This window comes from Halogeometricum pallidum JCM 14848, from assembly GCF_000337095.1.
Lineage (GTDB): Archaea > Halobacteriota > Halobacteria > Halobacteriales > Haloferacaceae > Halogeometricum > Halogeometricum pallidum.
Genome location: NZ_AOIV01000040.1, coordinates 1 through 12,611, shown reverse-complemented (window position 1 = coordinate 12,611; position 12,611 = coordinate 1). Strand labels below are relative to the sequence as shown.

Annotated in this window: 11 protein-coding genes; 2 read left to right on the top strand and 9 right to left on the bottom strand. The window is 64.5% G+C overall.

Annotated elements, in window-relative coordinates:
* Positions 1-6: 6 nt before the first annotated feature.
* The 5 genes from C474_RS16160 to C474_RS16140 all read right to left on the bottom strand — a co-directional run bounded on the left by C474_RS16160 (position 7) and on the right by C474_RS16140 (position 5,667).
* Positions 7-1,104: a CNNM domain-containing protein gene (locus C474_RS16160; protein ID WP_008388732.1), complete on the bottom strand. Its 1,098-nt coding sequence runs from the start codon at positions 1,102-1,104 to the stop codon at positions 7-9.
* A gap of 211 nt (positions 1,105-1,315) precedes the next feature.
* Positions 1,316-2,470, bottom strand: a complete 1,155-nt coding sequence (locus C474_RS16155) for a cobalamin-independent methionine synthase II family protein (protein ID WP_008388731.1) — start codon at positions 2,468-2,470, stop codon at positions 1,316-1,318.
* 387 nt (positions 2,471-2,857) lie between these two features.
* Complete coding sequence (locus tag C474_RS16150; protein ID WP_008388729.1) at positions 2,858-3,658, bottom strand: SDR family NAD(P)-dependent oxidoreductase; 801 nt, start codon at positions 3,656-3,658, stop codon at positions 2,858-2,860.
* Positions 3,659-4,014: 356 nt separating this feature from the next.
* Positions 4,015-5,280 (bottom strand): MFS transporter, encoded by a 1,266-nt coding sequence (locus C474_RS16145; protein WP_008388727.1) that lies wholly within the window; start codon positions 5,278-5,280, stop codon positions 4,015-4,017.
* Between the two features lie 150 nt (positions 5,281-5,430).
* Positions 5,431-5,667, bottom strand: coding sequence for a hypothetical protein (locus C474_RS16140; protein WP_008388725.1), 237 nt, complete (start codon positions 5,665-5,667; stop codon positions 5,431-5,433).
* A gap of 190 nt (positions 5,668-5,857) precedes the next feature.
* Between C474_RS16140 and C474_RS16135 the strand changes: the two genes are divergently transcribed.
* Positions 5,858-6,550 (top strand): rhamnogalacturonan acetylesterase, encoded by a 693-nt coding sequence (locus C474_RS16135; protein WP_008388723.1) that lies wholly within the window; start codon positions 5,858-5,860, stop codon positions 6,548-6,550.
* A gap of 33 nt (positions 6,551-6,583) precedes the next feature.
* Here the strand turns inward: C474_RS16135 and C474_RS16130 are convergent, their stop codons facing one another.
* Complete coding sequence (locus tag C474_RS16130; RefSeq protein WP_008388721.1) at positions 6,584-7,237, bottom strand: ribonuclease HI family protein; 654 nt, start codon at positions 7,235-7,237, stop codon at positions 6,584-6,586.
* A 643-nt stretch (positions 7,238-7,880) separates the two neighbouring features.
* On the opposite strand from C474_RS16130, the gene C474_RS16125 reads away from it, so the two are divergent.
* The gene (locus C474_RS16125) at positions 7,881-8,729 is read left to right on the top strand and encodes a DMT family transporter (protein ID WP_008388719.1); all 849 of its coding nucleotides are present in this window, start codon (positions 7,881-7,883) and stop codon (positions 8,727-8,729) included.
* Between the two features lie 409 nt (positions 8,730-9,138).
* Here the strand turns inward: C474_RS16125 and C474_RS16120 are convergent, their stop codons facing one another.
* The 3 genes from C474_RS16120 to C474_RS16110 form a co-directional block, all read right to left on the bottom strand.
* Positions 9,139-9,906: an IclR family transcriptional regulator gene (locus C474_RS16120; RefSeq protein ID WP_008388717.1), complete on the bottom strand. Its 768-nt coding sequence runs from the start codon at positions 9,904-9,906 to the stop codon at positions 9,139-9,141.
* 166 nt (positions 9,907-10,072) lie between these two features.
* Positions 10,073-11,179 (bottom strand): Gfo/Idh/MocA family protein, encoded by a 1,107-nt coding sequence (locus C474_RS16115; protein ID WP_008388715.1) that lies wholly within the window; start codon positions 11,177-11,179, stop codon positions 10,073-10,075.
* 101 nt (positions 11,180-11,280) lie between these two features.
* Positions 11,281-12,611 (bottom strand): pectate lyase family protein (locus C474_RS16110; protein ID WP_008388714.1); only part of this gene is annotated, 1,331 nt, incomplete at its 5' end.

The window sequence follows — 12,611 nt, the reverse complement described above, 5'->3', positions numbered from 1 at the left end:
CTCGAATCACTCTGCGCTCCGATCGAGCGGGTCCTCCAACTGACCCGTGATAGCCTCGAACGCGTCTGTCGCGGTAACCAGTCCGATCGTCCGTCCGTCCTCCACGACGAGCGCCAACTCCTGATCGGTCTCTTGGAACTCGTCGATCAGGTCGCTGATCGGGAGGTCCGGCGCGACGGTCAGCGGAGGCGAAGAGATGTCGGTGAAGTCGGCGTCCCCCGATTCGAGGTCGTCCCGCGAGCGGACGAACGACGGGAGGTAGACCACGCCGACGACGTCGTCGAGGCTCTCCCCGACGAGCGGGAAGCGGGTGAGGGGACTCGACTGAATCGTCTCGATGTTCTCCGCGACGGACCGCTCGGTCGAGAGCGAGATGATATCGTCGCGGTCGACCATCACGTCCGACGCCTGGATGCGATCGATGGCGATGGCGTTGATGATTTCCTCGCGCCGGTCCTCGGGGACGTCGAGGTTCCCGAGGGTGTCGCCCATCCGGGTCATGAGTTCACCCCGGGAGTACGTCCCCTCCTCCCCGTCTTCTCGCTCCTCTTCGGCCCACGAGCGGGTCATCTCGATGCCGAACGCCGAGAGGATGGCCTTCGCCAGCCAGTCGGCCAGTCGGATGACCGGCGAGAAGATGCGCGTCCACCAGTAGAGACCGGGAGCCCCGTACTTCGCAACCTGCTTGGACCGCTCGATACCGAGGTACGTCGGCGCTTGCTCGCCCACCGTCAGGTGAAGCAGGTTGATGATGGCGAGCGCTATCACCGCCGCGAGCGCGGTGTGACCGCCGCTCCCCGGTCCGAGTAGCCCGCCGATTCCTAACGCGGTGAGCGCCGGGTCGAGTAGCGCCGCCAGCGCGGGTTCGGCGACGACGCCGAGCCCGACGCTACAGATAGTGATTCCAAGCTGACATCCGGAGAGGAATATCTCCAACCGTTCGGTCATCTCCCAGGCGCGTTCGAGTCCCCGGGAGCCTTGGAACTCCGATTCGTCGAACTGCCGGACCCGAGTCATCGCGAACTCGACCGTGACGAAGTACCCGTTACCGAATAACAGCGCCAGGCCGGCAGCTAACTGTCCGATCGTCGAGACCGTAACCATTCTTCTTCGTACAAGCTACCAACGAAGGGTAAAGATTGTTGCCGCCGAGTCGGTGTTCGACCGTGTAAATCCCGCGAGGGCGGCCACCAAGGCCGCAGGTGGCTTCGAGAGAATCGAGGGGGTGCGGGGCGAACCGGGACAGGCAGATACCCCCTCGTCTGGTCGGTAGGGACGACCGTCGGATAGTTCTACTCGCCGAACCTCGGCCCCGTCAGTACAGCCGTTCGGTCGCGATGTCGGCGCCCTCGACGAGAGCCTCCAGTTTCGCCCACGCTATCTCGGGGTCGACCATCCCGATTCCCGCCTGCGTGCCGAACCCGCAGTCCGGCGCGGCCACCAGCGGCGTCGAGTCGTCGACCGCGTCCGCGACCCGCTCTAAGCGGTCCGCGATGGTCTCGGGGTGGTCGATGATGTTGGTCTTCACGTCGACGACGCCGGGCATCAGCGTCCATCCGTCCGGAACCGGGTGTTCGTCGAACGCGCGGTACTCGTGTTGGTGGCGAGGGTTAGCCTGTTCGATGCTGAGTCCGGTGATGTCGGCCTCGTATATTTCCGGGAGCATCTCGACTAAATCCGTGTCGAGGTGGTGCGGGCCCTCGTAGCTCCCCCAACAGGTGTGGAGGCGGACCTGCTCTTCGGGAACGCTCGACAGCGCCTCGTTGAGCGCCTCGACGTGGAGACGCGTGGCGCCCTTGACGTCCTCGAGGGATTCGTCGGCGTACGCCGCCGTCTGACCGACCGTCAGGAGTTCGGGGGCGTCTATCTGGAGGGTCATCCCGGTGTCGGCGACGAGTTCGTACTCCTCGGCCATCGCGTCCGCGACGGCGAAGAGGAACTCCTCGTAGGAGTCGTAGTGGTCGTTGGCGTGCGTTGCGGTGACGACGCTGGGGGACGCCGAGGTGACGAACGTGTCCTCGAAGTCGGCGTCGGCGGCTTCGAGTGCGTCGAGGAACGCCGCGAGTTCGGCCTCGGCGTCGTCGTGACCGGTGTACTCGACGGCGTCGGCGACGACGGGGTGCATCGAGAGGTCCATGACGTCCGTCTTGAACGTCTCTTCGGCGTAATCGGGGAATTCCTGGAGGTCCGCCCAGAGCTCCTGTTCGCGCTTTCCTTCGATGCCGCTGAGTCGGTCCGCGACGTACCAGTTGAACGAGACGCGGGACTGCTCGCCGTTGTTGGCGGCGTCGATACCGACGTCGGCCTGCCGTTCGACGACGCGCCGCGTGGCGTCCGCGACGGTCTCGTTCCACTCGTCGTCGTCGACCGCCTCGTCCTCCTGCCGCTTCTTGAGGAGGTCGAGCAGTTCCGGCGGGCGGGGGAGACTTCCGATGTGCGTCGTACGGATTCGGTCGTCGTTCGCTGTCATTGAGTACTCGTCTGGGTAATAGTTCGTGCGAGCAATATAACCTGTGGTATTCAAGAATCGGCGGACTACCGAACGAAACGACGACTCGGAGTCGGTTCGAACGCGTTCGCTCTCCTTGGAATCGAACTCCGACTACGATATCTGATATCCATACTCCGGTTTGCAACCAAATACTATCTCCACATCTCGAAATACATACCCAAAGATACAGCATACATTTCTACTATACCACAATATGTGAAATAGGACCCCGTCAACTCGAATTCGGCGGCCAGATTTTGCAGATGAACTCACTCGACTTTCGTATCCCCACCGCGCGTACTCTCCTCTCCGGGATTAGGACGCCGCGAAGTCGGTCTCACGTCCCGAATCCAAAACGGTGCCGACCTACAACACAGCGTACCCGCCGTCGACGTAGAGTAAGTGGCCCGTGACGTAGGACGCGTCCTCGCTGGCGAGGAACAGGTAGTTCCCGGCGACTTCTTCGGGGTTTCCCGGGCGGCCCATCGGGATATCTTTTCGGGGGTTCTGCCACCCCGTCTTAGGAGGTTCCGACCGATTCGGACCCGACGACCCTATCTGCGTGTCGATGCTTCCCGGTGCGACGGCGTTGACCCGGATGCCGCTCTGCGCCAGTTCGAGAGCGGCGACCCGCGTGAGCATCATCACCGCGCCCTTGGTCGCGTCGTAGGCCGCGTGGTTCGCCTGCCCGAACTCCGAACTGATCGACGCGGTGTTCAGTATCGTCCCCTCCGCGTCTCGATCCAGCATGTCCCGCGCGGCCGCCCGTATCCCGATGAGGACGCTTCGGACGTTGACCCCGTACAGTTCGTCGAGCGTCTCACTCTCCGTTCGGAGAAGCGGCGCGCCGCGGAATATACCGGCGTTGTTGACCATCACGTCGACCCCGCCGAACTCGCGGGCGGCCTCGACGACCGATTCGAGTTGCGCGGGGTCCGAAACGTCCGTCTCGACGAACGACGCCGTCCCGCCGCTTCGACGGATGCGGGTGTGCGTCGGTATTCGTTCGTCCGGTCCTCCGGCCCCCTTCGGAGCCTCTTTGACGTCCGCGACGACGACGTTCGCCCCGGCGTCGCCGAACCGCAGTGCGACCGCCCGCCCGATACCCGAACTGCCGCCGGTGACGACGACGGTTTCGCCGTCGAACGAGTAGTTGACTCTGCCCATACGGTCTCCGGACGGGAGCGATACTTGTATGTATGCACGGGAATCCCCGCGGGTCCCGTCCCGTTCCTGGGTCGACCTCTCGCCCGGATGAACTGCGAAACAAAAGCCGTCCGACGACTCCGGACGAAGCGGCGAGTTCTCCGAGCTACAGATTTGTGGGGTTCAATCCGGCGTCGGGGCCGTCACCGAAGCGGATTCGAGTTTGGTTTTCTCACAGAACCACCCCATACATCAAATTCAAAACCTATCTAATTTCTCTTTTTTCTTTCAAAGTAATAAAAGAACTCCGCGGGTCGTCGATGGACACGAGTGCTCGATTTTGTGTCTGCTTTTCGGTCCCGTAGCCCCGCAGACGGTCAGTCGACCGACGCACCACCGGCCGAGTCGACAGACTCCGCCTGTGCCGGTTCGTCCATGACGTATCCGACCACCGCCGTGAGGAGACTGCCCGCCGCCAACGCGACCAACGCCGGTTCGAACGTCCCCGTCCGGTCGTAGACGACGCCGACGGTGAACGGGCCGAGAAAGCCGCCGACTTCGCCGACGGTGAAGATGAGGCCCGTCGCGACGGCGGTGAGGCCGGGTCCGATACCGTCCATCTCGATGGGAATCGCGCGGACGAGGGGGGCGAGTCCGCCGATGACGAACACGCCGACCAACGCGAGCGACGCCGACAGCGTCCAGACGGACCCGCCGAGGAGCAGTCCGACCATCCCGACGGTTCCGACGACGCCGCACGCCATGATCGGCAGGCGACGCGTCGAAAACCGGTCGGAGAGTGCGGGGATGCCGATGATTCCGATGATTCGCACGAAGACGAACAGACTCGCCAGCGTCCCCGCCAGCGCCGGCGCCATCCCGCGCGTTTGGAGTATCGCGACGAGCCAGTTCGACAGCCCGTGGCTGATGAACAACTGCATCGTCCCGACGACGACGAGCAGCAACAGGCCGCGATGGGTCAGCACGCGTCTGAGGTCGCCGGTGACGGAGGCCAGCGCGAACGTCCGACCGTCGTCGTCGCCGAACCGGTCGACGCGGCCCCAGAGACCCCACGAGACGCCGAACCAGAGCAGGGCGAAGGCGACGACGGACGCGCCGGTGTAGGTGAAGAACTGCCGCCACCCGGTCACCAGCGGGTCGACGAGGGGTTGTGCGATTGCGAACACGGTCGCGCTTCCCAGCGTCGAGCCGATGGTGTACACCGAGGACATCGTGCCGGCGCGTTCGGCGGGAAACAGTTCGGAGACGAGTTTGGGGAGACCGAACGTGACTGCGGTGCCGCCGACGCCGAGGAGGAGCGTCGGCGCGACGAGGGTCGCGAACCCGGTGGCGGACCCCCGGAGGACGTGGGCGACGCCGATTACGAGCAGTCCGACGCCGAGCGAGACCCGCGACCCCATCCGATCGATGACGAGTCCGGAGACGAGCGCCAACGGAATGTAGCTGAGTTGGACGGCGCCGGTGACGACGCCGGCTTCCGTCCCCGACAGACCGAGCGTGTCGATGACGGGAACGAGGTACGCGGCGAGCGAGAACCACGAGAACGTGTACAGGAAGTAGCCGAGCGTAGCGAGCGCGAGCAGCACGTAGGATTCGGTCGAGACGCCGCCGTTCTCGGTCATACGGGTACGAATACACCCCGGCTCCACGTACATGGAGCTGACTGAACCGGCGGCGGTAGCCGTCGCTTCCGGCCGGGAGCGCACCCTTCGACCCCGAAGGCGGATTCGATCTCGAGCGGTGAATCACCCGAGACCCGACGAACCGAGGGGCTAGAACCGGTATCCGTCCTTCGAGGGACGCTCGGTGTAGTCCGCCTGCAAGCCGAGCGTTCCCCGAACGGCGTCTTGGAACGTGACCTCCTGTATCTCGACGCCGGCCTGTGCGCCGTACACAGCCATCATCGACGTTCCCTGTTGCCGCCGGAGACCGGCGAGAAGGCCGAGGAACAGAACCGCCGGAGCGACGCTGAGAACGACCATCGTGAGTATCGCGTGGAGTACAGACACACTCTCGGATTCGAGGCGTATTCTGTAAGGATACTAACTAGGAGTATAGTAGGCCATCGAGCGCGGGGCTAGTCGGGTACGCATCGAGTCGAGTCCCGGGGTTCGAGGTAGCCCGTTCGGGGGGACGATTCGTCCGGGCCCGGGCGGGGCACCGGTGACTCTATGTCCCACCCCGAGTATCGCTACCGAAATGGCGTCCGAGCCGATAACCGTTCACCTGATCGGAGACTCCACCATGGCCGAGAAAGCGCCGAGCGAGCGGCCCGAGACGGGTTGGGGAACCCCGTTCTCCGAACGCGTCGACGACTCGGTGACGGTGGAGAACCACGCCCGCAACGGGCGCAGCACGCGCACCTTCCTGGAAGAGGGACGCTGGCACCCCGTCGTACGCGATTTGGAGACGGGTGACTACGTTTTCGTCCAGTTCGGTCACAACGACGAGGTTCCCTCGAAAGAACAGTACACGCCCGAAGCGGAGTTCGAGAGCAACCTCGAACGGTTCGTCGCGGAGACGCGCGAACGCGGGGCGGAGGCGGTGCTACTCACGCCCATCGCGCGCCGTCACTTCGACGGTGATGGCAACCCGAAGGACACGCATCGGGTCTACTCGGAACTCACGCGAGACGCCGCACGGTCGCGCGACGTACCGCTCATCGACGCGGACGAGCGGAGCCGGTCCCTCCTGCGCGAACTGGGTCCGGAGGAGTCGAAGTCCCTCTACAATCATCTGTCACCGGGCGAGCACCCGAACTACCCCGACGGCGTGACCGACGACACGCACTTCAGCGAGTACGGCGCCCGTCGGATGGCCGAGTTGGTACTCGACGGGGTCGAAGAGCTGAATCTCGGGCTGACGACCCGTCTCGAACGGAGCCCCCGATAGTCTGCTCACTTCGAGGAGATGTATGATGGCGGACTATCCGGGCCCGAGCGCGGCGATATCGGCGCCCACCGTCGCTAATGCGTCGGCGGGGTTGGGGTCGCTGTCCGCCAAGTGGGTATATCGGTGCTGCGGGACGTCCGCCAGCGCCGCCGCGATAGCTTCGCTGTACGCCTCGACGCCTGACTCCGTCGGGTCGTCGCCGCCCCAGACGTCTCGAACGACCGTCATCGAGTCGATACGCACCTCCAGACTCCGCGGCTCGTAGCGAGCCAGCAGTTCGGAGAGTCCGAGTTGGAGGGCGACGTACTCGGCGACGTTGTTTCCGGTTCGAGAGCCGGCGGGACGGCCGAGACGGGCGAGTTGGGTCTCCTCCGCGTCCATGATGACGGCCCCCGCTCCCGCGGGGCCGGGATTGCCGCGCGAACTGCCGTCGACGTAGAGAACGAAGGCGTCGCCCGCCGGTTCGGTGACGGGTGGCCGGGCGAGTTCCGCCGTCGACAGGTCTTCGAGCGCCCGCCGCAACTCCGAGGGCGTGGTCGCCGGGTCGAAGAGGCCACCGTAACCGGGGACGGCGTCGTCGATATTCTCGGTAGCGGCCGCCATCTCGTAGCCGACGCCCGCGAGGACTTCGTCGACGCGTGCGGCGAGTGGCGAGAGATACTCGACCGGGAGGGCCTCGTCGGTCACGACGACGGTCCCTCCTGGCCGCGGTTTCGAGCCGTCTCGCCCTCCGCTCCGAGCGACTTCGTCGACCGATGGCACCACTGCATACCGGTTATCGGTCGGCGAGCGGGATAACCCCTCAGGTGGCTCTCGTCCCGGGTTAGTGCCCCTACCCATTCGCTCAGACGCTCGGACGTGGCGAGGTCCAGACCTGTCGAGTAACATTTCACACCCGTATCCGTGTTCAAACCCCTATTCTTGGATGCATTTGCTAGTAAATGTTCTACCATCTCATATAGTGGTTTCATATTCGAATATCCATCACTATATACCATAATAAACTAAATTATGTATCTATCGGTCTTATTTTTGAATTTAAATACTATCTTATAGTATTGGTTTAGCGTATTACGAATCCTTTATATGTAGTATGGGCCTGGACGCTCTCCTAAATCCCGAATTCGAGATTATATGCTTGAATTGACGGGCAAATCCCCGGTGCCGTTCGCGACTCCTCCCGTAGAGCCATCGGGAGACGCTGCTGACCGACACACCGAGTCGAGAGAGTTCGGCGGCATCCCACACTCTTAACAAGCGGGTCGCCGTCCCTTCGGTCGTGAGTACTGGCGTCGTCCCCCGACTCAAGCGCAGGTTGCCCCCGATTCCGATGATCGCACTCGCGGTCCTCGCGGTCAGCACCAGCGCGATTCTGGTGCGCTACAGTTCGGCGCCGAGCCTCGTCGTCGCGCTCTACCGCGTTTTATTCACGACCGTTCTGTTGGTTCCGTTCGCGGTCGGGCGGCACCGAGACGCATTTCGCCGACTCTCGGGTTCGGACTGGATCGTCGCGAGTGCCGGCGGTGTCGCACTCGCCCTCCACTTCGCGTTGTGGTTCGAGAGTCTGGCGTGGACCAGCGTCGCCGCCTCGGTTACCATCGTACAGGCGCAGGTTCTCTTCGTCGCCGCCGGCGCGGCGGTCTTTCTCTCGGAACGCGTCACGCGCGGCACCGTGCTCGGTGTCGCATTCGCGCTCTGCGGCATCGCGCTGATGTCGCTCGGGGATACGGTCGCAGGCGTGGCCGTCACGGGACGGGCGCCGCTCTACGGCAACGCCCTGGCGCTCGTTGCCGCCGTATGTATGGCCGGCTACCTCCTCACCGGACGCTCGCTGCGTCAACGCATCCCGCTTCTCCCCTACGCCGTCGTGGTCTACTCCGTCTGCGTGGTCGTGTTGTTCGCACTCGTCTCCGTCGCCGGGGAGCCTCTGGTCGACTATCCACCGCACGAGTGGCTGCTCTTTGTCGGGATGGCAGTCGGCCCCGGCGTCTTCGGTCACACCGTCTTAAACTGGGCGCTGGCGCACGTTGACTCCAGCGTGGTCAGCGTTTCGCTGCTCGCCGAACCCATCGGCAGCACCGTACTGGCGTTCGTGCTATTGGGGGAGGTTCCGACGGAACTCACCGTGGCCGGCGGCGCGGTCGTCCTCGCCGGCATCGCTCTCACCACCCGAGAGTGACTCTGACCGGTCCGAACGCGGTATTGATCTCAGCTCTCGCCGTTGCGTTACAGAGTTAGTGTTGTAATTCCAAGTCCGCTCGCACTGCACTCGTTCGCCCGGGAGGAGCGTACTCGCCGCGGGCGATTTTGGGGACTTCGTATCCTCTCCGTCGATACGAATGAACGTTCGACGCTAAGTTGGAGGCGCCCTCCCCAGACGAAACACAGCGTCCCACTCGCCGTTCTTCCCCTCTCCATCTTCGACCTGGCTGATATAGTTTGACAATGTCGAACGCCCTCCCCGGTTCCGTTCCTCCGGACGCCGAATTCGGTTCAGCGCCACGGTGGTAGCTTTATCATCGAGTCGGAACGACGGGTTCGATTCGAGATATGCGAACGGGAACGACGAGCGACCGCGTCGCCGGCGGCTACGCGAGGGAGAGTTCCAACTCGAACTCCGTGACGGCGTCCCTGACCGTGCGCGCCAGTTCGGCCTCCTGGTCCGGGTCGGTCACCGCGTGCGCCGGGCCGGTGACGCTGAATCCGCCGACGACGTCGCCCGGTTTTCGCGTCGCCGCGACGCCGATACCGTAGAGTTCGTCGAAGTTCTCCGCTCGGTTGACCGCGTACCCCCGTTCGCGTATCCGCGACAACTCGGCGGTCAGAGCCTCGCGGTCCGTGATGGAGTTCTCCGTCTCGCCGGGGAGACCCCACCGCTCGACTATCTGTTCGACGCGCCGTTCGGGGAGTTCGGCGAGTATCGCCTTTCCCACGGCGGTGTTGTGCAGGTACAGTCGGTTTCCGAGTTGTTCGTGCGCCCACCCCATCTTCTCCCCTGAGACGGTGTAGAGGAAGACGGCCCGGCCTCCCATCTCCACCGCGAAGACGGAGCGGAGCCCAGCCTCCTCGAACAGGCGCTCGGTGAACGTGCGGGCCAGCACGTACCCAGTATCGCGCGTTCTGACCTTATTTCCCAGTCGGAGTAGCTCCGGGCCGAGCGAGTAGAAATCACCCTCCTGCACCACGAACTGCTCGCGCTTGAGGGTCGCGAGGTGTCCGTGAATCGTGCTCTTGGGTTTGTCCATCCGCTCGGCGAGTTCGGAGACTCTGGCTCCGTCGTGCTCTTCGAGCAGTTTGAGCACCGCTATCGACGTGGCCGTCGTCTTCAACCCCGCCGGTTCGTCGTCGTCTGTCATACCTCTCGACTGACGCCCACCTACATAAAATTCGGGATAATCGAACGGTCGGTGTCCACTCTGTCGATTCGCCCTTCGGTACTCGACGTCCCGGGCGAAGGACCGTACGGAAATCGAGAACCGGGAGTCGAGAGCGGAAACGACGTCCGAGGAAGCGAGGTCGGGTTCAGTCTGCGACGTCGACCCACCCGCCGCGTTCGCCGGACTCGTAGGCCGCATCGAGCACGCGGAGGAGTTGAAGCGCGTCGTCGACTGTCGCGGGCACGTCGCCCGTCTCGTAGCCCGCGAAGTAGTCCTCGAAGTAGTCCTGCACGAAGTCGCCCCACGCCGGGAACCGGTCGTAGGTGAACTCGAACTCGACGGTCCGCTTCGGCGCCGCCGTCCAGTCGGGGTGTTCGGACGTGATGTCGAGCGGAACCGTCGGTTCGTGCTGGAGTGAGTCGTGATGAAGCGGCGTCAACGCCTGCGCGTCGGTCCCGTAGAGGCCGAAGTGCGTGTCCTTCCCCCGGTCGCTCAGGTAGTAACCCGTGTGGTAGGTGCCGAGCGTGCCGTCCTCCGTCTCGAACTGTAGGACCGCGCCCGCCTCGACGTCGGCCTCCTCGGCCTCGTGAAATTGGGCGTTCACCCGGGCGATGGGGTCGTCGAGTATCCACGGCATCATGTCGACCCAGTGGGGGCCGACCCACTGAAGGGCCCCGCCGCGACTCGTCTCGCGGTCGTAGATGTAGTGGTCGGTGTCGCGGAACGAGAGTTGGCTGGCGTTGAACCGCCCGTCGACGGTCCACACGTCGCCGAAGAAGCCCTCGGAAACCCGGTCGCGAAGTTCCATCGCGACGGGGTTCCGCCGGTAGTACATCGTCGGCGAGACGGTCACCCCCGCCTCCTTGGCCCGTTCGGCGACGGCCGCTAAGTCGTCGGCGGTCCGCGCGATGGGCTTCTCGCTGATGACGTGGACGCCGTTCTCGACGGCGCTCTCGATGATGGCCGGCGTCTCGTCGCTCCGGTAGGTGATCCATACCACGTCGACCGTCTCGTCGGCGACGAGTTCGTGGGGGTCCTCGTACACTGCCGCCCCGGCGACGAGTTCGGAGGCGTCCTGTCCCTCCGTCGTCACCTCGTCCGGCCGGTCGTCCATCGCAGCGATGTTCGCCACGTCGACTCTGCGTCCCGGTTCGCAGACCGCGGTGACCGTGGCGTCCAGTTGACTTGCGACGGCGAAGTACGGGTCGCGGTGGTGGTGGTCGATACCGACGTATCCGATGTTCACACCCATACACGATGTTCACAGAATACCATATAAAAATGTGTTGTTCAAGGCGGTTCGGTTTCCGCCGTCTCTCGCTGCCGGACCGCGGCCGCTCGCACCGCGCGGCGTTACCGTTCCGTCTCCACCCGGCGGGTCATCGACCCCAGCCACGCCCGAGTGCCGCCGTTGGGCACGCTGAGTTCGCGCGATTCGACCGGCAGGTCGGGGTACCCGCCGACCTGCTCCTGACTGTCGATGAGGTACTGTTTCCCCTCCTCGACGTTCGCGAGGATGCGCTCGTCGGTCGCCGTCCGGTCGGCCGGGCGGGCGCCGACGTTCGCGAGGTTGTGGTCGAGGGTGTCCTCCGGCGGCATCGTCTCCAGGTCGTCGGGCCACAGCGGTGGTTCGTCGACCTGCGTCACGTCGTCGTCGACCATCGGTACGTGACCATCAGTGATGCTGTCCTCGACGTAGGCGACGGCCGTCTCGACGCCGTCCTCGGCGAAGACGTTCGCCTCCTCGGTGTTGGGGTTGAGGTAGGCGTTTCCGACGACGCTCGCCTCCGTGTCGGGGTCCATCCAGGTGCCGTCCTCGAAGTCGTACATGACGTTGTTGGCGACGACGCTCTCGGTGCCCTCCTTGAGTCGGGGGTGCCGGTCGGTGTTGAACGCCCAGACGTTCCCGAGCAGGGCGACGTTCTTCGCGTCGTTCCCGATCAGCGACCCGTAGCCGTGCTCGCCCTTCGGGTGCACCGAGTCGTTCAGTGCCTCCGCGACGAGGCAGTTCGAGACGGTCGTCTCCGACGTCTCGTACCCGACCGAGAGACACTCGTCGACGCTCCACGACGCGGAGACGTGGTCGATGACGTTGTTCTGCGTCCCGTCGGCCGTGTTGACCGCGTCGAGCGCCCAGTCCTCGTTCGCTTCCTCGAAACCCGCGTCTCCAAGTCGCACACGGACGTGCTGGAGCACGCAGTCGTCGGCCACCACGTTCACTCGGCCCTTGATCAGCGTGACCCCCGGCGACGGCGCGGTCTGCCCCGCGACGTAGCATTTATCGTACTCGACCGGAAGGTCGCGCGTGTCGAGGTCGACCGTACCGCTGGTCTCGAAGACGACCAGACGCTCGCCGTCGACGTTGACCGCCCTCTCGAGTTGACTGCGCGTCGGTTCGGTGATTTTGATGACGGGCGTATCGTCGTCGAGCCACGGCGCCGGTTCGGCGAACCCGTCGCCCGGGTCCACGCGGGACGCGCTGTCGGGACCGGCGTGGTCGGGCGTCTTCGCGTTCGACGGGTTCGGAGTGCTGAACACCGTGCTCGCCCCCCGCACGGTGTCGCCGTCGCTGGTGTCCGCCACCGCGCGAACCTCGTAGTAGCGCCGCCCGATCAATCCCTCGACGTCGACGCCGAACGACCCGGGCGAGGTGAGCGTCGTCGACTCGGTGGTCTCCCACGACT